The 20,865-nt window shown below is 59.3% G+C and carries 20 protein-coding genes; 9 read left to right on the plus strand and 11 right to left on the minus strand.

What is annotated here, in order from left to right; all coding sequences use genetic code 11:
- Window positions 1-2: 2 nt before the first annotated feature.
- Window positions 3-1,022 carry a TRAP transporter substrate-binding protein gene (locus AC2FF8_RS07630; RefSeq protein WP_496879346.1) on the minus strand — a complete coding sequence of 340 codons (1,020 nt, stop codon included), beginning with the start codon at window positions 1,020-1,022 and terminating at the stop codon, window positions 3-5.
- 70 nt (window positions 1,023-1,092) lie between these two features.
- Window positions 1,093-3,126: an FAD-dependent oxidoreductase gene (locus AC2FF8_RS07635; RefSeq protein ID WP_496879347.1), complete on the minus strand. Its 2,034-nt coding sequence runs from the start codon at window positions 3,124-3,126 to the stop codon at window positions 1,093-1,095.
- A 103-nt stretch (window positions 3,127-3,229) separates the two neighbouring features.
- Here AC2FF8_RS07635 and paaG point away from each other — a divergent pair, with 103 nt between their 5' ends.
- From paaG to AC2FF8_RS07655, 4 genes are read left to right on the plus strand one after another with little or no spacing between them, the layout of a single operon-like run.
- Window positions 3,230-4,015 (plus strand): 2-(1,2-epoxy-1,2-dihydrophenyl)acetyl-CoA isomerase PaaG, encoded by a 786-nt coding sequence (gene paaG, locus AC2FF8_RS07640; protein WP_496879348.1) that lies wholly within the window; start codon window positions 3,230-3,232, stop codon window positions 4,013-4,015.
- A 2-nt stretch (window positions 4,016-4,017) separates the two neighbouring features.
- Complete coding sequence (gene paaI / locus AC2FF8_RS07645) at window positions 4,018-4,443, plus strand: hydroxyphenylacetyl-CoA thioesterase PaaI (RefSeq protein ID WP_170345375.1); 426 nt, start codon at window positions 4,018-4,020, stop codon at window positions 4,441-4,443.
- Window positions 4,444-4,467: 24 nt separating this feature from the next.
- Window positions 4,468-5,778 carry a phenylacetate--CoA ligase PaaK gene (paaK, locus tag AC2FF8_RS07650; protein ID WP_496879349.1) on the plus strand — a complete coding sequence of 437 codons (1,311 nt, stop codon included), beginning with the start codon at window positions 4,468-4,470 and terminating at the stop codon, window positions 5,776-5,778.
- Between the two features lie 3 nt (window positions 5,779-5,781).
- Window positions 5,782-6,378, plus strand: a complete 597-nt coding sequence (locus AC2FF8_RS07655; RefSeq protein ID WP_170345177.1) for a TetR/AcrR family transcriptional regulator — start codon at window positions 5,782-5,784, stop codon at window positions 6,376-6,378.
- Window positions 6,379-6,477: 99 nt separating this feature from the next.
- On the opposite strand, the gene AC2FF8_RS07660 is transcribed toward AC2FF8_RS07655, so the two are convergent.
- Genes AC2FF8_RS07660 through AC2FF8_RS07690 form a run of 7 tightly spaced genes read right to left on the minus strand, consistent with a single transcriptional unit; the run spans window position 6,478 to window position 13,456 of the window.
- A complete protein-coding gene (locus AC2FF8_RS07660; protein WP_496879350.1) occupies window positions 6,478-7,533 on the minus strand; it encodes an aldolase/citrate lyase family protein in 1,056 nt (351 codons plus the stop codon).
- A gap of 11 nt (window positions 7,534-7,544) precedes the next feature.
- The gene (hpaH, locus tag AC2FF8_RS07665) at window positions 7,545-8,345 is read right to left on the minus strand and encodes a 2-oxo-hept-4-ene-1,7-dioate hydratase (RefSeq protein ID WP_496879351.1); all 801 of its coding nucleotides are present in this window, start codon (window positions 8,343-8,345) and stop codon (window positions 7,545-7,547) included.
- Entirely contained in the window at window positions 8,342-9,196 is an 855-nt protein-coding gene (locus tag AC2FF8_RS07670; RefSeq protein ID WP_425079208.1) for a fumarylacetoacetate hydrolase family protein, read from the minus strand. The genes hpaH and AC2FF8_RS07670 overlap by 4 nt, the downstream gene beginning before the upstream one ends.
- A complete protein-coding gene (locus AC2FF8_RS07675; RefSeq protein WP_496879352.1) occupies window positions 9,193-10,590 on the minus strand; it encodes a pyridoxal phosphate-dependent decarboxylase family protein in 1,398 nt (465 codons plus the stop codon). The genes AC2FF8_RS07670 and AC2FF8_RS07675 overlap by 4 nt, the downstream gene beginning before the upstream one ends.
- Window positions 10,591-10,648: 58 nt before the next feature.
- Window positions 10,649-11,491, minus strand: a complete 843-nt coding sequence (hpaD, locus tag AC2FF8_RS07680; RefSeq protein ID WP_425079206.1) for a 3,4-dihydroxyphenylacetate 2,3-dioxygenase — start codon at window positions 11,489-11,491, stop codon at window positions 10,649-10,651.
- Window positions 11,492-11,545: 54 nt separating this feature from the next.
- Entirely contained in the window at window positions 11,546-13,054 is a 1,509-nt protein-coding gene (gene hpaE, locus AC2FF8_RS07685; RefSeq protein WP_496879353.1) for a 5-carboxymethyl-2-hydroxymuconate semialdehyde dehydrogenase, read from the minus strand.
- A gap of 3 nt (window positions 13,055-13,057) precedes the next feature.
- Window positions 13,058-13,456, minus strand: coding sequence for a 5-carboxymethyl-2-hydroxymuconate Delta-isomerase (locus AC2FF8_RS07690; RefSeq protein ID WP_496879354.1), 399 nt, complete (start codon window positions 13,454-13,456; stop codon window positions 13,058-13,060).
- 105 nt (window positions 13,457-13,561) lie between these two features.
- Between AC2FF8_RS07690 and hpaR the strand changes: the two genes are divergently transcribed.
- The gene (gene hpaR / locus AC2FF8_RS07695; protein WP_496879355.1) at window positions 13,562-14,002 is read left to right on the plus strand and encodes a homoprotocatechuate degradation operon regulator HpaR; all 441 of its coding nucleotides are present in this window, start codon (window positions 13,562-13,564) and stop codon (window positions 14,000-14,002) included.
- Between the two features lie 33 nt (window positions 14,003-14,035).
- Here hpaR and AC2FF8_RS07700 read toward each other — a convergent pair whose 3' ends face one another.
- Together AC2FF8_RS07700 and AC2FF8_RS07705 are read right to left on the minus strand one after the other, a co-directional pair.
- Window positions 14,036-15,388, minus strand: a complete 1,353-nt coding sequence (locus AC2FF8_RS07700; protein ID WP_496879356.1) for an aminotransferase class III-fold pyridoxal phosphate-dependent enzyme — start codon at window positions 15,386-15,388, stop codon at window positions 14,036-14,038.
- Between the two features lie 34 nt (window positions 15,389-15,422).
- On the minus strand, window positions 15,423-16,202 hold the full coding sequence (locus AC2FF8_RS07705) for an IclR family transcriptional regulator (RefSeq protein ID WP_496879357.1): 780 nt from the start codon (window positions 16,200-16,202) through the stop codon (window positions 15,423-15,425).
- 108 nt (window positions 16,203-16,310) lie between these two features.
- Here AC2FF8_RS07705 and AC2FF8_RS07710 point away from each other — a divergent pair, with 108 nt between their 5' ends.
- The 4 genes from AC2FF8_RS07710 to AC2FF8_RS07725 all read left to right on the plus strand — a co-directional run bounded on the left by AC2FF8_RS07710 (window position 16,311) and on the right by AC2FF8_RS07725 (window position 20,858).
- Window positions 16,311-17,240 (plus strand): tripartite tricarboxylate transporter substrate binding protein, encoded by a 930-nt coding sequence (locus tag AC2FF8_RS07710; RefSeq protein ID WP_171118170.1) that lies wholly within the window; start codon window positions 16,311-16,313, stop codon window positions 17,238-17,240.
- A 63-nt stretch (window positions 17,241-17,303) separates the two neighbouring features.
- Window positions 17,304-17,840, plus strand: a complete 537-nt coding sequence (locus AC2FF8_RS07715; RefSeq protein ID WP_496879358.1) for a tripartite tricarboxylate transporter TctB family protein — start codon at window positions 17,304-17,306, stop codon at window positions 17,838-17,840.
- A 7-nt stretch (window positions 17,841-17,847) separates the two neighbouring features.
- Window positions 17,848-19,368, plus strand: coding sequence for a tripartite tricarboxylate transporter permease (locus tag AC2FF8_RS07720; RefSeq protein ID WP_496879359.1), 1,521 nt, complete (start codon window positions 17,848-17,850; stop codon window positions 19,366-19,368).
- 5 nt (window positions 19,369-19,373) lie between these two features.
- Window positions 19,374-20,858, plus strand: coding sequence for an aldehyde dehydrogenase (locus tag AC2FF8_RS07725; protein WP_496879360.1), 1,485 nt, complete (start codon window positions 19,374-19,376; stop codon window positions 20,856-20,858).
- Window positions 20,859-20,865 lie beyond the last annotated feature (7 nt).

Raw genomic sequence — 20,865 nt, forward strand, 5'->3', positions numbered from 1 at the left:
CGTTACTGAGCAGCCATTTCGTTTACGATCATGTCATAAGCGGCCTGCGCATCGACACCGGTGCCATTGACCTCTTCGATGACCTTGGTGCGCACATCGGCAGCGATCGCATTGAACTTTTCCAGATCTTCAGCAGAGGCTGCATTGATCGCGTTGCCTTCGGTCTGTACGGTCGCCTCACGGCCGATCGCGTCGATCTCATCCCAGATTTTACCGATTTCGCGGCTCAGCGGTTCACCGAACACCTTTTCTTCCAAAGCGGCCTGCACATCGGCGGGAAGATCCGCAAACGAGTCTTCGTTCATGATGAACGCAAATGATCCGCGATACAGGCCACCCGGAACTTCATACACGTTTTGCGCCACTTCGGTCAGCTTGAAACCCTTGCGGGATTCAAACGGCATGACGACACCATCAGCAGCTTTCGACGCGAGTGTCTCGTATACTTTCGGCGCAGGCACCTGGATTCCGGTTGCGCCCAGCGCCGTGCCGACGTCGCCGCCGACACCACCCGGGATACGGACCTTGAGGCCCGATACCTCGTCAAGCTTGGTCACGGGGCTGCTGGAGTGAAGCTGCGCCGGGCCATGGGTGTGCAGGGCGATCACCTTCACACCGCGATGTTCGTCCGCCGCCTTGAGATACTTGTCGTATGTACGCCAATACGCGACCGAGGCCGCTTCGGCCGAGCCCTCATATCCGGGCAGCTCGATCATCTTGGTGGTGACGAAACGACCGGGCTGGTATCCATGAAAGATGATCGACGCATCGGCTGCGCCATCCATGATCAGGTCCATCTGCGCCGGCGGCGGGGCAATTCCCAGCTTCAGTTCAGCAGTGACTTTGCCGTCGGTGGCCTCTTCGACCATTTCCACGAATTTCGGCCACATCTTCGCGTTGATGCCGTGGGTCGGCGGTGCCCAGCTGGAAATCGTCAGCGTATAATCCGCCGCCAGCGCCACTGTGCCCGAAACGGCCAGCGCGGCCGAGGCCAAAAGAGTGCTCAACTTGGTGAACTTCATGGTTTTGTCTCCTCCCTGTGAAACATGACTCGAGAATGCGTTAATGGTCACTTTTGTAACCATCAACATGTTAATAGTTTTCGGATCGGTCCGCGACACGCCACGAACCGGGGCTTTCTTTCGCTACGGTTAGCATATTTGCGGCGCACCGGCTGACGCCGATTTCGTTGCAATAGTTCATCGGACCTCCTCTCCAGCGGGGAAAGCCGTATCCATGGATTTGAACCATATCGACGGCTTCTGCGTTTTCCGCGATCCCTTCTTCAATAATCAAAGCGCCCTCGTTGGCCAGAACCGCCAGCAGTCTTGAAGAGATATCCTCGTCCGAAAAAGCCCGCCGGGTGATGCCCTGCTGGTCAGAATAGGCTTCGATCAATGCCTCAACTTCGGAATCCCGAACCGGGGCGCGACTGCCTTCTTCGTAGCGATACCACCCTTTGCCGGTACGCTGGCCGAAACGCTCCATCTCACACAGCTGGTCTGCGATGGTGACATAGCGTTCGTTCGGGTCGCGGTTTGCTGCATTGCGTTTGCGGTTCGCCCAGGCAATTTGAAGACCGGTCAGGTCCTGAAGCTCATAAGGCCCCATGGGCATCCCGAACGCCCGCATCGCATGGTCCACCTGATAGGGAAGCGCCCCATCTGCCAGCAGATAATCGGCCGCGCGCCGATAGGCTGCCAACATGCGGTTGCCAATGAACCCATCGCAGATACCCGACAGCACCGAAACCTTGCGAAGCTTTTTGCCAAGCGCGAAGCCGGTTGCGACAACCTCGGGAGACGTTTGCGGAGTACGCACGACCTCGAGCAGCTTCATGACATGTGCCGGACTAAAGAAATGCAAGCCGATGCATCGGGCCTGATTGCCGATGCCCGCGAAAATCTCGCGCGGATCCAGATAGGACGTATTGGTGGCCAAAATCGCGTCGCTGCTCATATGCCTGGCCAGCTCGTCAAAGACCTGCTGCTTGACGGACAGGTCTTCAAAAACGGCCTCGATCGCCAGTTCAGCATCCGCAGCGTCAGCATAGCTGTTCACCGCACGAAACGCGGCAAGGCGATCCCGAAGCTGCGCCTCGGACATCTTGCCCCTGGTGACTGCGCCTTGCAGCAGACCCTCGACCCGAGTGTGTGCTGCGGCCGCGGCGTCCGCGTCTCGCTCGATCAACGTCACGGACAGCCCGCCGTTCAGGGCCGCAGTTGCGATCCCCGCCCCCATCAATCCCCCTCCGACAACGGCTATCCGTTTTACGTCACGGGCGGCCACGCCTTTGATCAACGAAGGTTTGGACACGGTACGTTCAGCAAAAAACGCGTAACGCAAAGCGCGGCTTTCCGGGCTTTGGCGCAACTCCAGATGGCGCGCGCGCTCTTTCGGTTGTGCGGTGGCAAATGGCTCAACCGACCAACCAAGCGCCGTCAGGTTTTCCAGCGGCGATTTCTGCCCCCTGGCGCGTTTCTTCAAAGCCTGGCGGCTCGCCTCCAACAGATCCGGCGCAAATTCCGGCACAGCACGCTGGCTGACAGGTATTGGGCGTTCGGGCAGATCCGTTACCAAGTCCAGAACAGCAGCCTTGGGGTCTTCGGCGACAAGGTCGACACCGCCAAGCTCGGCCAGTGTCTCTGCCCTGATAATTTTGCCCGAACAGGCCATGTCAATTGCAGCCTGCATCCCGACCAGACGCGGCAATCGTTGAGTGCCCCCTGCCCCGGGGATCAAGCCCACATTGACTTCCGGCAGGCCAAAACCCGTTCCCGGCGCTGCGATCCGCCACGCACAGGCCATGGCGATCTCGAACCCGCCACCCAGCACGTTGCCATGCATGCAGGCTATGAACGGAACCTCGCTGTCTTCGATTTTCTGAACCACGTCAGGCAAATGTGGCTCGACCGGCGGTGCATCGAATTCGGACATGTCGCCGCCCGCAACAAAGGTCTTTCCAGCACAACACAACACCGCCACGCGCGCGCCCTTGACCGCATCAACCGCGTCAGACAGCCCTTGCCGAACACCTGTCGACGTCGCGTTTACCGGCGGGTTGTCAATTGTGACCCACGCCACGTCGCCTTTTAATTCAACGCTCACCAGCGACGACTGCGACATTTGCAATCCCTTTGATCGGTTCAGATTCGGTTCGGGTTTATATATTGACCAACCGTTCGGTTAATGCAATGATTAAGTTGAAACGAGACCAGATGAGACAGTCATGAGCGATACGATTCTTGTACAAGACAACGGGAACTGGGTCGAAATCACCCTGAACCGCCCGGACAAGCTGAACTCGTTCAACGAAGAAATGCACCTGGCGCTACAGAATGCGCTGAAAGCCGCGCGCGACGACGGGGCCCGCGCGATATTGCTGACTGGTGCCGGGCGTGGCTTTTGTGCCGGTCAGGACCTCGGTGATCGCGACCCGTCGAAGATGGATGGCCCACCGGATTTAAGCAAGACGGTACGCACGTTCTATGCCCCTCTTGTCCGTTTGATCCGGTCCACGAATATCCCGGTGATCTGCGCCGTGAACGGAGTAGCCGCCGGGGCAGGTGCAAATCTGGCGCTGGCCTGTGATATGGTTCTGGCCGCGGAACGTGCGAAATTCATTCAGAGCTTTTCCAAGGTGGGCCTGATTCCCGACACGGGCGGCAGCTGGCACTTGCCGCGCCTGTTGGGCGAGGCGCGCGCCAAGGGGCTGGCCCTGACAGCCCAACCCCTTCCGGCCAAACAAGCCGAAGATTGGGGGCTGATCTGGAAGGCAGTGGCCGACGATCAATTGATGACCGAAGCGCGCGCTCTTGCCGCGCAATTGGCAAACGGCCCCACCCTCGGGCTCGGGCTGACCAAACAGTGCATTCAAACTGCTGCCACCACGTCCCTCTCGGATCAGCTCGAGATCGAAGCGGACGCAATGAAGACCTGCGGGGAAAGCGCGGATTACGCCGAAGGCGTATCCAGTTTTCTTGAAAAGCGGGCACCGAATTTCCAGGGACGCTGATGATGACACCCAAGGAACGTGCCACGAGATCCGCTGAAGCGATGTGGGCGAATGACCAAGCCAGCAAATGGTTCGGGATGGATCTGGTCGACGTCGACGAAGGCCGTGCAGTCCTGACCCTGACAGTCGGGGACCATCACTGCAACGGGCACGGCATTTGCCACGGGGGCGTCACTCATGCCCTGGCCGACAGCGCCTTTGCCTTCGCCTGCAACAGTCGCAACGTGGCAACCGTCGGCCAGCATACGATGATGAGCTATCTCGCGCCCGGAAAAAAGGGGGACCTTCTGACCGCAACCGCGACAGAGGTTGCCGTCACCGGCCGCAGTGGCATCTATGACGTCCGCGTCACCAATCAAGACAACACCCTGATCGCCGAGTTTCGCGGAATGTCCCGCGCGGTCGGCGGGCAGAATTTTCAGGAATAGCTTCGCGACTGGAGGAGTGACGCGATGGAAGACCTTTCCCCAAACAAAGCGGATCTGGACCCGATCGAGATCGCCTCGATCGACGAAATCCGTGCGACGCAGCTTGAACGGCTCAGATGGTCCGTTCGCCACGCCTATGAGAACGTGCCGATGTACAAGCAACGGTTCGACGAATCCGGTGTGCATCCTGACGATCTTCAGCAGCTCTCGGATCTGGCGAAGTTTCCGTTCACGTACAAAAATGATCTGCGTGACAACTATCCGTTCGGCCTGTTCGCCGTTCCACGCAGCCAGATCATTCGTCTGCACGCCTCGTCCGGTACGACGGGCAAGCCGACGGTGGTGGGCTATACGAAAAACGACATCGACAATTGGGCGGATCTGGGCGCAAGGTCCCTGCGTGCATCGGGGTTGCGCAAGGGAGACATGGTGCACAATGCCTATGGTTACGGGTTGTTCACCGGCGGTCTTGGCGCACATTACGGGATCGAGCGGCTTGGCGCGACCGTCGTCCCCATGTCCGGCGGGCAGACCGAAAAGCAAGTCAACCTGATCAACGACTTCCGGCCCGACGGGATCATGGTGACGCCGTCCTATATGCTCAATATCCTTGAACAGTTCCACAAGGCCGGGCTCGACCCGCGTGAAAGCTCGCTGAAGGTTGGCGTGTTCGGCGCTGAGCCCTGGACTGACGCCATGCGCGCCGAAGTCGAAGAAGCGTTTGATATGCACGCGGTCGACATCTACGGCCTGTCCGAAATCATGGGGCCCGGGGTGGCCAATGAATGCGTTGAAACCAAGGACGGCCCGGTGATCTGGGAAGATCACTTCCTGCCTGAAATCATTGATCCCTCAACCGGAGAGGTCCTGCCCGATGGCGAAACCGGCGAGTTGGTGTTCACGACCCTGACCAAGGAAGGGTTGCCGATGATCCGTTATCGCACCCGCGACCTGACCTGCCTGCTGCCGGGAACTGCACGGTCCATGCGCCGGATGGCCAAGATCACCGGTCGCAGCGACGACATGATGATCCTGCGCGGCGTCAACGTCTTTCCCAGCCAGATCGAAGAACAGGTCATGGCGACGGGGGGCCTTGCCCCTTATTATCAGATCGAGCTGTACAAATCCGGCCGCATGGACGCCATGCGGGTTTATGTTGAATCGTCCCCGGATTCCACCGACGAACTGTCCAAGACAGCCGCGGCACGGATGCTGACCAAGCGGATCAAGGACGTCGTTGGCGTCTCAACGGAAATTGTTGTAGGTGACCCCGGCGACGTCGAACGCTCTCAGGGCAAGGCGAAGCGCGTCGTCGACAATCGCGATAAGGAATAAACCGTGGCCCGTACAATCGCCAAAGATCACGACCAGAAGCGGAAGCAGATCCTGAAGACGGCAGCCAAAGTGTTCGCCGACCAAGGGTTCGATCGCGCCTCGATGACCCTGTTGGCAAAAGAGTGCGGGATTTCCAAGGCAAACATCTACCACTATTACGACAGCAAGGATGCCATCTTGTATGACATCCTTGAAACCTACCTGCGCGAGCTGCGCGACCGTATCTGCAATGTGGATCTGAACGGTCTCACGTCTGAACAGAAGCTGCGGAAAGCGGTACGCGAAATCCTGTTTGCCTACCAAGGCGCAGATGACGAACACCGGGTGCAGATCAGCGGCATGAGCGCATTGACCGAGGAACAGCAGAGACTTCTGCGCGGGTATCAGCTGGAATTGGTGAATTTTGTGCGCGACATCCTGAAAGAGCTGGCCCCGACAGCCTTCAACGATGACAAGGACAAGCTGCGCGGCGCCACGATGTCAGTTTTTGGGATGCTGAACTGGTATTACATGTGGAACAGCGGAGCAGGGCCCAAGGCCCGCGAAGACTATGCTGATCTGGTCAGCACTCTGACCGTCCATGGTATCCACAAGCTCTAGCTGAGGCCTTTCGGGCAAAACCGTTCGAAATCCAACGCAGGTATGCCTGCCTTTGTCCCGTTGCCACAGAGCCATCTTCAGGGCCGCAACGCGTTTTCCTCATCCTGACCAGTCAATGCGGAACGCTTCCCGAAACGCAAAACGCGCCAGATGAGCCTCGATGACCTGTTGCCATCGGGCCAGATCACCGCGCGCCCGGGTGGCGGCGGTTACGGTCAGGCTGGTGTCGCTTGCCGAAAGGGTGACGCGGTTCCCGTCCGGAAAGCTCACGCTGCCCCGCGTGTCATCGAATGTTACCTGCGCCTTGTGGGACCAGTGTTTGCAAAGCTGTTGCAGGTATTTCGACGCCGCGCCTGTCTGCGCGTTTCCCGAAGCCACCTGATCGGGCAGCAGGCTGAGCCCATTAGCGGCAGCGGCCCGGATTGCCTTGGCGAACAGGGTCACATCGATGTCCGTGGCCACGAATGTTGCCCCCAGATCCAGGCATTTTCGCTGCATGACCGGGTCCAGCGACAGTATCCCTGCCGGCTTGCCTGCCGCAACGATGCGCTGGATCGCATCAAGCACGGCCTCGATCACGTCCGGATGCCCGGCATCGCCGATATGGCCCATATCTGCGGCCAAATCCGACGGGCCGACGAAAACCCCATCGACTTCGGTCGCCAGTATGTCGTCCAGCGCCTCCAGCCCAAGCCTGTTTTCGACCTGCACCAAAAGACAGATCTGCTCGTCCGCCGTTTTCAGATAATCCGGGATAGCCGCAAAACGCGAGGCCCGCGCCAAAGCGGAACCTACGCCCCGAACGCCACGAGGCGGATACTGCACGGCCCGCACCAGTTCGCGCGCCTGATCGCCGCTTTCCACCATCGGCACCAGTATGTTCTGCACACCCGCATCGAGATATTGCTTGATCATCCAGGTTTCGCCAATCGGCAGGCGTGCGACGGGGGTACTGCCAGATCCTTCAATCACCCTCACCTGCTCGAGGATCGAGCGCAGATCGTTTGGTGCATGCTCTCCGTCAACCAGCAGCCAGTCAAACTGCGCCGTTGCGGCGATCTCGGCCGTATAGGCATTGGCCAGCCCAACCCAACACCCGATCAAAGGGGTTCCCGCCCTCAGCGCGGCCTTGAACGTATTGCTTGGCGCGGGCATTGGCGTTCCTTTCAGGCGAAACTGATATCGACCGAGCCGAACGGCCCGAAATCCGCTTGGATTTCCGTTCCCGAGGGGCATTCGACCGGGCGGATAAAGCTGCCGGATAGAATGACCTGTCCGGGTTCGATGCTCTGGCCGTATTGCGCCATGCGACGCGCCAGCCAGACGACGCTTTCGACCGGATCGTTCAGCACCCCCGCGCCCAGACCGGTTTCCTCGATCTCGCCATTGCGGAAGGTGAGTGCCCCGACCCAGCGCAGATCAAAGGCATCCACCCTGTGGCGGTCGTTGCCCAAAACGATACCGGCATTGGCGGCATTGTCACTGATCGTGTCAAAGACCGTGCGGGCCTTGCCGGTTTCGGGATCCACGCGTTCAATCCGGGTATCCAGAATCTCGATGGACGGCGCGACGCATTCCGTCGCCGCGATGATATCTGCGCGGGACACGTTTTCCCCGCCTATGGCCGATTTCATGACAAAGGCAATTTCGGCCTCGATCCGGGGCTGAATGAATCGCCCGGCCGGAACGGTGGCTCCGTGTTCAAACATCATGTCGTCGAACAGAATTCCACTGTCGGGAATGTCGATGTTCAACGCGTATTGCATGGCCTTCGAAGTCAGTCCGATCTTCCACCCAATCACCTTGCGCCCTTCGGCCAGTTTCTGGCGACAGATGGCGTTCTGTACTTCATAGGCATCATCCATGCCCATCTCGGGATGGCGCAGGGTCAGCAATCCGATCTGTTCGCTAGAGCTTTCAGCCTGCAACAGATCCGCAGCGGCGCGCGCGTGATCTTCGGGCGTCATGCTTGCTCGTCCTCGATGGTATTGCGCAGGGTCCCGATACCTTCGACGGAAACTTCGACCACGTCGCCCGGCACCAGGTACTTTGGCGGATCGAACCGCGCGCCCGCCCCGGTCGGTGTACCGGTCACAATGATATCGCCGGGCTGAAGCGTCATGAAAGTCGAGATATATTCAATCTCGCGCCGGATCGGGAACATCATGCGGTTCAGCGTATCATCCTGCCGCAGCTCGCCATTCACATGTGTCTGAATACGAGCGTCATCCAACTGGGCCGCATCCGTGAAGGGAACCAGCCACGGGCCGATGGCCCCAGAGCGGTCCCAGTTCTTGCCTTGGGTGACATTGAACTTGGCGTGCCGAACCCAGTCGCGAATGGTTCCTTCATTGCACAGCGTCAGCGCGGCGATGTGATCATACGCGTCCTGCTGCGGAATGCGGCGGCCAGCCTTGCCAATCACGATGGCCACTTCGCCTTCGTAATCCAGCGTGTGGTTTTCCGGCGGGCGGATCAAAGGCCGGTCATGGCCGGTAAATCCACTGGCGAAACGCGGGAACAGAGACATGTATTTCGGCTGCGCGCTGCCATCCTTGTATTCCGCGTTCCGGTCAGGAAAGTTCACCCCGACACAAAGGATACGTCGGGCATCCGGCATCACCATGTCATAGGTAAACTCGGAATGGGTGACCGGTTTGCCCTCGGCGGCTTCCGCCAGTTGATCAAATGCACCGGCCGCGATCACCTCGTAGAGGCTGGCGTGTTCGGGGAATTCCGGATTCAAAGCAATTGCACCACCGTCGGTGATTGCCCCGAAGAAACGTTCTTCGCCCGAAACGAAAGTTGCAAACTTCATTTCATGGCCTCCCACACGTCCCGGATCACGTCCGCAGCCATCAACACGTCGTCGCGGGTGGTATCGAACTGCCCGACCTGAAAGCGGATGATCTTGCGGCCGTCGAACATGCCCTGCGTCAGGTAAATCCGGCCATCGTCATTCAGCGCGTCCACCAGACGCTGCTGCTGTGCATCGTCCCCGGGACAGCGGAAGGAAAACAGGCTGAGGATTGGGCCGGTTGTGATCTCGAACCCCTCGATCGCACCAATCTTTTCCGCCAGTTCGCCGGCCCATGTCACGTGATTGCGGATCCGTTCGCGCAATCCTTCCAACCCGTAGGAACGCAACAGGAACCAGATTTTCAACGCCCGGAACCTGCGGCCCAGAGGGATGGTCCACTCAGAGTAATTCGTCACTTCCGCTCCGGTCGTCTTGAGGTATTCCGGTTCGATTTTCAGCGTATCAAGCTGGGGCGTGGCGTCCTTCAGGAACTGGATGGCACAATCGAATTGCGCGCCCATCCATTTATGCGGGTTGAAGACTATGCTGTCATAGCGACCGGCCCCCTGCCACAAAGCCTTGCGAAATTCCGGGCAGATCATGGCCGATCCTGCCCAGGCGGCGTCGAGATGGGTGTAGAGGTCGTGTTTTTGCGCAATGTCAGCCACGGCCATAAGGTCGTCGCAGGCCCCCACTCCTGTGCCGCCGGTAATGGCAACGATCCCGGCCGGAATATGCCCGGCGGCACTGTCATTCTGAATGGCGGCCTCGAGCGCCGAGGGAACAATCCCGAAATTCGGCCCCTGCGTGGGCAACTTGACCAGATTGTCCTGACCGATCCCGGCAACCCAGCAGGCCCGGTCGATCGACGAATGCACCTGGTCCGAACAATAGATCCGCAATGCCCCCTTGGCGTTCAGGCCTTCACGGTTGCCGGTAAAGCCGGTGGCTCGTTCCCGCATGGTCAGCACCGCTGATAAAGTCGCTGAAGAGGCGCTGTCCTGAATGACGCCGGTCATGCCCTCGGGCAATCCAAGAGCCTGCCGCAGCCAGTCGACCATGACGCCCTCGACCTCGGTCGCGGCAGGCGAGGTCTGCCACAACATGCATTGGGCCGCGATTGTCGTCACAAGCATCTCGGCCAACATGGACGGGGGCGCGGCATTGGCCGGGAAATAGGCGAAAAAGCGTGGATGCTGCCAATGGGTGATGCCCGGCATCACGATCCGTTCGAAATCGGCCATGATGGCGTCCATCGGCTCGCCTGTCTCGGGTGGCACCGGCACAAGCTGGGCCGCGATTTCCCCCGGCGCGGTCTGCGCCCGCACGGGACGTTCAGCAAGTGTCTTGTGATAATCCGCCGCCCATTTCGAGATGTGCTGACCCCAATACGAAAACGTGTCCCAGTTCATCTACTGATTTTCCTTTGTGACGGGATCACCGCCAAATCCTTTTGTTCCGTTGCGTGCGTCACACCGAAAAGCTGACATTTGCCTGACCGGTGCCAGAGCTGCCGAAATACGGGGTATAGATGTCAATCCCGCCCTTGTAACTTCCCCAACCCAATGCACCAAACAGCAAGGCAGTGTCATTCATGGCGCATTCGCCAGTGCATTTCTTTGCATAGTCCGGCAGCATCTCAAGAAACTCTTCAAATCGGCCCTGCTGCCACAGCTCCAGAACGCGCATGTCCATCTGGCGGTTGAACTCGCCATTCACGGCATTCAGCCCGTCGACCGAGCGTTCATTCGGTGTGAAGTCGTGACTGAGCGAGCCGGACGCCAGAATGGATACATTGCGGTCCGAACGTCGGATGCCTTCGGCAATGGCCTCGCCCCAGGCCCGGTTTTCCGCAATCGACGAGAATTGATTGACCGCCACCGGCAATACCCGGGCATTCACACCGTCGTTGATGAAATGCATCGGCAGCAGGGTGCCGTATTCCATGCCCATGTCGGGGTGCGAATGGCCCAGCGCCCGCTCTCCCCGCTCGCGCAGAACGTCTAGGATGGTTTCCCCAAGTTCATGATCGCCGCGATAGTCGAATTCCATATCCGCCAACATATGCGGCAGTTCGTGACTGATGAACCGGCCCTTGTGATGTTCCTTCGTGTTCAGGTGAAACCCTTGATTGGTGATCCAATGGGTGTCGAACACAATGAACGTCTCGACCCCGCGGTCAATCGCGTCCTGACGCAGGCGCCCGTACCCATCAATGGCGGATTGCCGGATGCCCTTGTATTTTGGCATCGTGTGGGACATCCAGATGCTGGGCACATGCGTAATCTTTGCGGCCTGTACTATCTTTCCCATGGCAATTCCTCCTCGTGAAATGGGCTTGCCCCAGCCGGGGTCGGCCTATGGGATCTACTTACCCAACTGCATGATCTTGTGCTGACCGGTGGCAAAGCCGATGTGTTTCTGTTCCATATAGAATTCAAAGCTCCAGTCGCCGCCATCCCGGCCGATGCCGGACGCCTTGACCCCACCGAACGGCGTTGGCAAGTGACGCACGTTCTCGGAATTCACCCAGATCATTCCAGCCTCCAGCCTGTCTGTAAACCGAAGCGCGCGGGTCAGATCATTGGTCCAGACATAACCGGTCAGGCCATAGGGCGTGTCGTTGGCGATCTCCAGCGCCTCATCCTCGGTCGAGAACGGGATAGAGGTCAGGACAGGGCCAAAAATCTCTTCCCGGGCGATGCGCATCTGGTTGGTGGCATTGGTGAACAGCGTCGGCCGGACGAAATAGCCCACATCCCCCACCTTGACGCCACCAGCGGCGACAGTTGCGCCATCTTCCTTGGCGATGTCGAAATAGCTCGTGACCTTGTTGTAGTGCTCTTCGGTCACCAACGGCCCGATCTCGGTCTCGGGGTCCAAGGGGTGACCTACCTTGATGTTGTTGACGCGTTCAATCAGCCTGGCTTCGAAGTCTTCCTTGATCGTGTCCTGCACCAAAAGCCGCGAAGACGAGGTGCAGCGCTCGCCATTGATCGAATAGATCATGAAGATCACGGCATCCAACGCGCGGTCCAGATCCGCATCATCAAACACGACAACCGGGTTTTTTCCACCCAGTTCCAGATGGTTTCGCTTGTGGGTATCTGCGCCTTGCTTGACGATCAGACTGCCGGTACGGCTTTCGCCCACAAAGGCAATGGCCTTGATCAGTTCATGCTCGCACAAAGCCTTGCCAGCGTCGGGGCCAAATCCGTTGACCGTGTTCAGCACACCTTTGGGCAGCCCTGCCTGTTCGGCGATTTCCACCAGAAGGCGGGCCGTCAGAGGGGAATCCTCGGCGGGTTTGTGAACCACCGTGCAACCCGCAGCCAGGGCCGGCGCGATCTTCCAGGTCGACAGCATGAACGGCGTGTTCCACGGGGTGATCACGCCGACCGGGCCAATTGGCACACGGGTCGTCACATTCATCAGCGTCGGAGACTTCAGGTGCTGCCCATCCCGCGCCTGTATCACCTGATCCGCGAAATACCGGAAGTTCTCTGCCCCGCGCAAAGCTGCCTTTGACATGAAACGCAGGGTCTGCCCCGTGTCCCAGCACTCGCACAGTGCAATTTCCTCGGCGCGCGCTTCAATGGCATCAGCCACATTCAACAAGATGCGACGGCGTTGGGTGGCGGGCATGTCTCGCCATTCGGCAAAGGCTGCGTCGGCGGCCTGGGCCGCCGCGTCGATGTCAACTGCCGTGCCATGGGCAACATCACAGATCACGGATTTATCGACGGGCGAGACCGACTGAAACACCCCGGCAGATCCGTCCCGGTCTTCTCCCGCGATACGGTTGCGGATGCCCGTTTCCCGGAACCGGTCCAGAAAGCCGTTCAGCTTTTCGATGTTTGTGTCCAGTGCGCTCATGCGTCAGGTCTCCTGCGTGGTCGCCGACAGGTGGTCGCGGATCGTACCGGCCTTGGGCGACAGCTTGGGGTCGATGTCACGCATCTCAAGCGAGAGCGCGATGGAATGCCGTGAAAAAACCGGTGCCAGATATGCTTTGACCGCCTCGAATATGCGCTGGGTGGCGTCTTGTTTGACATCCGCGGATCGGCCTGCCCGCAGGCGGATCGAGATATCAATGAACCCATGCGCCGGGTTGCCGTCCGCTATGGCGTAATGATCGACCCGCGCCGCCCGCACACGAATGCCCGGCATCGGAAAGGTCTCGATCCCGGCCGCCGTCGCCCGAATGCACTCGCACAGGCCACCCATGTCGATCGTTTCTTCCAGATTTCCGGAATATTCGACGTGGAAGTGAGGCATGATCTCTCCTTTATTAGTTAACATGTTTAGTTTTTAATGCGCCCCCTGTCAAGAGATTGCTTTGTTAATCTTTGCAATTCCCGGAACGGCGTTCTAGAAGGCCGCATGAACACTCAAAGCCATTCCAAAAGCACCGCCCGGTCCCTTCCGATCGCGCTGCTACGAGCCCGCGAAACCGTCATGGCTCCGATCCGGGACATGCTGCAAGGGATCCAACTGACCGAGCAGAAATGGCGCATCCTGCGTGTTCTGGACGAGCTGGGCGAAGTGGAGCAAAGCACCATCGCGCACGAGGCATGCCTGCTGCTGCCCAGCGTGACCCGCATTTTGCGCACGATGGAGGCCGACGGCCAGATCACCCGCCGTCAGGACAGCGACGACAAGCGCCGCACCATGGTCAAGATCACCGAAGCAGGCCGCACCATCCTCAGGGAAAACCTGGCCACTTCACTCGCCATCTCCAGCAATATCGAAGCGCAGTTGGGCAAGGAGAAACTGGATCAGCTGCTGGACCTGCTCGAGGAGCTGCAAGCCATCAAAGTCTGACCCCGCCAGGTTCCGACGGGGTCGGTTGGCCGCCTACAAAGTGGCAAGACCGGTATCCAGCGCCGACAGAATTTTTGCCACATCTTCCGAAGTGACGATCAGCGGCGGCGACAGAATGATGTTGTTGCCAGACACACGCACCATCACGCCATCATCGTATGCGGCTTTCTGAACCTGAAGCGGCAGGTGTTTTGCGACAGGCGCCTTGGTCGCCCGGTCCGAAACCAGTTCCAATGCACACATCAGCCCCTCGCCGCCCCGCACGTCCCCGATCGCGTCATGCTTGTCGGCCAGCTTTTGCAAGCCGGCAAACAACTCGTCCCCGCGCGCGGCAGCATTTTCCCAGATCCGCAGGCGGTTGATCTCGGACAGGGCGGCCAAAGCTGCGGCCGCCCCGACCGGATGGCCGGAATAGGTATACCCCTGATCAACGGATGCCAGACCCGTGGTGTCACTTTCAAAAACCTCTGCGACCGCACCGGAAATCATGGCCGCGCCAAAAGGGAAATACCCGTTGGTGATCGCCTTGGCCGTCGTCATGATATCCGGCTGGACGCCCCAGTGCCGCGCACCGCTCTCGCTGCCGGTGCGACCAAAAGCGGTGATGATCTCGTCCGAGATCAGCAGGATGCCGTGCCTAGAACAGACCTCGCGCACCATGGGCATGAAGCTCTTGTGTGGCGGGATCACACCCCCGGCCCCCAGCACCGGCTCCATGATGAAGGCCGCCACAGTGTTTGCACCCTGAAAAGCGATCTCGGCCTCAAGCGCCTTGACGCAAAGCTGCGCCAGACGCTCGGGGTCGGTTTCGTCAAACGGGTTGCGATAAGTCCACGGTGCGGGCACGTGGAAACAGCCGGGCATCATCGGCTCATACACCGCGCGGAATTTCTGGTTGCCGTTGACCGAGGCGGCAGCAAAATGGGTGCCGTGATAACCCTGCTTCAGGCTGATGAACTTGGTGCGCCCTGCTTCACCCCGGACCTTGTGATATTGACGCGCAAGTTTCAGCGCTATTTCGACCGAATCCGACCCCCCCGACGTAAAGAATGAACGGGTCAGCCCGTCAGCCTCGAAGAACTGGGCCAGCTCATAGGACAGCTCGATCGCCTTGTCGTTGCTGGTGCCGCGAAAGGTCGAGTAATAGGGCAGCGCGTTCAGCTGATCCGCTATGGCCTGTTTCACCGGTTCACAGGAATAGCCCAGATTGACGTTCCACAACCCCCCTACGGCGTCCAGCGCCGTGTGACCATCGACATCAGTGATGTTGACCCCCTCGCCACCGCTGAGAATGGTCGGCGGGTTCTTCCGGCTGTCGGCGGGATGCGCCATCGGGTGCCAGAAGTACCGGGCGTTGTTTTCCTTCAGAAAGTTGGAGTCTTTCATGTCGCGGGTCTCCGAATGTTGAATCCACCCCGGGTCACGGGTGGAATCCGGTTGGAAAGGTGTCGGGCAACTGGCCGCCAAACCCGGCAGTCAGATCAGCCGAAAGTGAATGCAAAGTTGACAGTATTGCCGGAAGGCGGTCGCTGGTTGCCCGGGTTTCCGGGACAGCTATCGCGATGGTTCCCAACGCGATTTGATCGATGCCGAAGATCGGCGCGGCATATCCAAAAACGCCATCTTCGTAACTGCCACGGCTGTCGGCCCAGCCTGAAACTCTGATCTTTGCGACCCGTTCCTTGATGAGCTTCGGATCAGTAAGCGTGGCTTGTGTAAACCGTGCCTGCACGTCCTGATCCAACTGCTCCAAAAGGTGAGCCGGCCCGAAACTGAGCATGCACAGACCGGAAGCCGTCGCATTGAGCGGAAGCATCTCGCTGGGATCAAGACTGACACGAACACTGTGCAGCGTTGTTTCCACCACAAGCGCCGTCTGCAACCCCGTTTTCTCAAGCAAAGACAGATGCAGGGATTCACCGACCACCTGCATAGCGGCCTGCATTTTTTGACGCGCGTCCTCAATGCCGGGTCTGGCGATCTCTCGCAGCGCGGCCAAACGCAAAGCCGCCGGCCCGATCGCATAGGATTTCGTCATCGGGTTCTGTTCGATCAACCCGAACTCCTCAAGCGCGCGCAGGTGCCGCAACGCCGTTGCTTTGTTCAGCCCGGACAACCGCGCCAGGTGACTCAGCCCGATCTCAGGGCGGGCATTGGAAAAGTAGTCCAGCATTTTTAGGGCGTTAAGGGCTGTACCCATGTGCGTGTGGTCCTCTTGTCCAGGTAATACTTGACAGAACTAACTTAACAAAGCAACATTATTATTGTTAACGAGGTTCAAATATTGAACCACTAACGGGAGGTGTCAATGAAGAAATTTCTAACAGCCGCCGCTTTTGCGGCTTCGGCCACTGCCGCACTGGCAGAGTACCCTGAAAAGCCGGTAAGTTTTGTCGTCCCCTGGCCTCCGGGTGATCTGGAAGATGTCCTTACCCGGATGATCGCCGACGAATTCCAGGCCATGTACGGTGTGCCTGCCGCTGTCGTGAACAAACCCGGCGGCGGAGGCGGCCCATTCCCCGGCGCGGTCGAGGTGGCAACCGCCCCTGCGGATGGCTACACCATCGGCTCATTCGTCATCGGCGTACCTGTCATCGGCCCTGAGATCGGAATTCCCGAACTCAACCCGAATCCTTTTGATCCAATTGGCATCTTCCTGACCTATCCCTTCGTCATCGCAGCCAGCAAAGACGCGCCGTTTTCAAGCTGGGAAGAACTGGCCGAACACGGCAAGGAAAACGACGTTGCGCTTGGCCATTTCGGATCGGTTCTGCCCCCCACACAGGTCACCTTTGCAGCTGCGGTCAGCAGCGGGTTCGACTTTGCCAGCGAAGCGGCCTTCGACGCACTGGATTGCAACACGCTGGCCTCAGGCGACGTGGATGTCATCAATACGACGCTACAGCTTATCCTTCCCTGCCTTGATCAGGTGAACGTCCTTGCCAGCATCGGCGGCGAGCGGATTTCACTGGTTCCGGATACGCCGACGATCGTGGAGCTCAATCCGGACCTGCCGTTGGCTCTCTGGAACGGGCTGTTCGTGCACAAGGACACGCCCGCCGACGCGCGTGAAAAGATCACGGCTGCCGCGCAGAAAGCGTTGTCCTCGGACAAAGCCAAGACGCTGGCTGAGGAAACCGGCGCCCTGATCTACTGGCAGGACCCGGACGCGTCCAAAGCTCAGATCGAGCAGGACAAAGCCTCTTTCGCCAAGATCGAAGAGATTCTGGGCGAATAATCCGAAAGAGGCCCGGCAAGGCCAAACAACCCCGGGCCTTTTTCATTCAAACAGGAGGCCAAAATGATCGCAAAGACGCTGCAAGACATGTTCCGACGGTATCGACGTCCGGGCGATATCGTCTTTGCCTTCCTTTTCTTCGGTTTCTCCCTGATCCTCCTCAGCCAGATCGGCACTGAGACTCAGATCGTCAAACGAACCAAGTGGTTTGCGCAGCCCGCCCTTTGGCCCAAGATCGCGATCTGGGGCATGGTTTTGTTCAGCGGCCTCCACTTGCTGGGCTCTTTCCTGTCCCCACGCATTCCCGGACGTTTGCGAGAGGTGACGTTCTGGTTGATGTCCCTCGAATATGTTGCCTACTTCCTGATCTATGTCGTGGCGGTTCCGTGGCTTGGGTATCTGCCCTCCACCATGCTTTTTGCAGCCCTGCTGACGATACGATTGGGATTTCGATTGCCTGGGGCTTTTTGCGTTGCACTTGCCTTCGGCGCGGTCGTGGCCGTCGTTTTCCGCGCGTTGCTTCAGGTGAACATTCCGGCCGGTCGGATATACGAATACCTGCCCGACGGGCTGCGCGCCTTTGCGCTGACCTACCTGTGAGGCCAAGATGGACAATCTGATTTCCGGCTTTGCAATTCTGGCGCAGTGGCAGGTCGTCGTCGCACTGATCATCGGATCGGTGGGCGGAGTCATCATCGGTGCGTTGCCCGGCGTCGGCGCTGCTGTGGCAATTGCCATCCTGTTGCCCGCCACCTTCGCGTTCGAGCCCATCGTCGGCCTGACCCTTCTGTTGGGCATCTACGGGTCGTCCATGTATGGCGGCGCAATCCCCGCCATCCTGATCAACACGCCCGGCACGGCCGTCAACGCACTGACCACCTATGACGGCTATCCCATGACCAAGCGCGGCGAGGGCCACCGGGCCCTGTCGCTGGCCTATTCGGCGTCGTTTTTCGGCGGCATCTTCTCGATTCTCTGTCTGATCATCCTGTCACCCGTGTTGGCCTGGGTTGCCCCGCATTTCGGCAGCCGCGAGATATTTCTGGCCGCACTCATGGGCATCCTTCTGGTGATCCTGGCCCATCGCGGACAGACCTTTTCGGCCGCGATGCTGGCGTTCTTTGGCATCTTCCTCAGCACCGTTGGTCTGGAACCCGTCAAATACACCAAACGTTTCACCTTTGACCAAACCTGGCTTTCGTCAGGTGTCGATCTGATCGTGGTGGTTCTTGGGCTGTTCGCCATCAGTCAGGCGCTGCTGTTGCTGGTCGACAAGGAACACGCGCCGGGCGAAGCCCATGTGCGCGGCAGCATCTTCGCGGGCCTCAAAGAGCTGCTGGGCCTGAAACGCATCGCAACGGTGTCGTCATCGCTGGGTGTGCTCATGGGCATGGTACCGGGCACAGGCGAATTCACATCACAGTTCCTGTCATACACATACGCCCAGAAAACCTCTGAAGACCCCGACAAGTTCGGCGATGGGTCACCAGAAGGTCTGGTGGCGTCCGAGGCGGCCAACAATGCCGTTCCCGGGGCTGCGATGATTCCGCTGCTGGCGCTGGGTATTCCGGGCGAGGCGCTGACCGCGATGATGCTGTCCGTCTTCTATGTTCACAACGTGATCCCCGGGCCGCAGCTTTTCGCCGACCAGATGGATTTTGTCATGGCCCTGTACATGTCGCTGATCCTGCTCAATGTGATCGTTCTGGTCTTTCTTTTGTTCTCGACCAACCTGTTGCTGAAGATCATTCAGATCCCGACGCGCTTTCTGGGGATCATGATCCTGACGCTGTCCTTTGTCGGTGTATTCAGCCTGCGCAACTCAGTCACGGACTGTGCCATTGCCGCCGGGTTCGGTGTGTTCGGGCTGATCCTGAAGCGCCTGAACCTGCCCATAGTTCCGATCATTCTGGGCATGGTTCTGGGCGGGATCATGGAAGTCAAACTGCGCAGCGCCATGGCGCGGGTGAAGACGCCACTTGATTTCATCGACCGGCCGATTGCCGCAATACTATTCATCATGATCCTTGGGATCATTCTGCTCCACGTTCGCTCGCTGATCAAGGAACACAAGGAACGCATCACACCGCAGCCGGTTCTCGACGAAGACACAACTCAGCAAGGATAACCCCCATGGACCAATCCTCGATTGATGCGCTGCGTGCGCAGGACATTGCTCCGCGCGGGCATTTCATAAACGGCCGCGTTCAGGATGGCGAAACCGGGGCCCGGCATCAGGTTCTGTCTCCGATCAACGGCCAACCTCTGGCGCTGATTGCCGAGGGCACGCCGGCCGATGTCGACATGGCCGTGCGTGCGGCGCGCCTCGCGTTCGAGGATGGGCGATGGTCGCGCATGGCCCCTGCCGGCCGCAAGAAAGTGCTGCTGAAACTGGCTGACCTGATCGAAGCCCGCGCGCTTGAACTGGCCGTGCTGGGCGTGCGCGACAACGGAACCGAGATCACCATGGCTTACAAGGCCGAGGCACTCTCGGCGGCGGCCACTTTCCGGTATTATGCCGAGGCGATCGACAAGATTTACGGAAAAATCGCCCCGACAAGCGATGACGTTCTGGGTCTTGTGCATCACGCTCCGGTCGGGGTTGTCGGGGCCATCGTGCCCTGGAACTTTCCACTGATGATCGGCAGCTGGAAAATTGCACCGGCACTGGCCGCAGGCAATTCCGTCGTGCTGAAACCTGCCGAAAGCGCCTCACTCAGCCTCCTGAAGATTGCCGAGCTTGCCGCGGAAGCCGGAGTGCCCGATGGGGTGTTCAACGTCGTGACCGGGCGTGGCTCGGTCGTGGGAGAGGCGCTGGCCCTGTCGATGGATGTCGACATCATGGTGTTTACCGGGTCGGGCACAACCGGGCGGCGGCTGCTGGAGTATTCGGCGCGGTCGAACCTGAAACGCTGCTATCTGGAACTGGGGGGCAAGTCCCCGAACATCGTTTTTGCCGACGCCCCTGATCTGGCCGAAGCGGCCAAGGTTTCCGCCGCTGGCATCTTCCGCAACTCTGGTCAGGTCTGTGTCGCCGGTTCGCGCCTGCTGGTCCAGCACGAGATTTACGAAGACTTCGTGACCGAGATCAGCCGCCACGCCGAAGGCTTTCGCGTCGGCGACCCGCTGGATCTGAACAGCCAGATCGGTGCGGTCCACAGCCTGCCGGAACTTCAGGCCAATCTGGAATTCGTCACCAAGGCCGAAGCAGAAGGTGCCGAGCGCCGCACCGGCGGCACCCGCATCCTGGCAGAGACCGGCGGCTATTACATGGCGCCGACCGTCATGGCCAACGTGAAAGAGACCGACACCCTGTTCCAGAACGAAGTCTTCGGCCCTGTTCTGGCCGTCACGCCCTTTGCGGACGAAGACGAAGCGATCCGCCTTGCCAATGCCACCGTTTATGGGCTGGCCGGTGGTGTCTGGACCTCGAACCTCGGCCGCGCGCATCGCATGGTCGCCGGCATTCGCGCCGGCGTTGTGCATGTCAATACATATGGCGGTGCCGACCTGACCGTTCCGCTGGGCGGGGTTCGCCAATCCGGCAACGGGCACGACAAATCGCTGCACGCGATCGAGAAATACTTCGATCTGAAAACCGCATGGATAAAACTCTGAGAAAAGG

The sequence above is a fragment of the Ruegeria sp. YTSA144 genome (assembly GCF_059610125.1).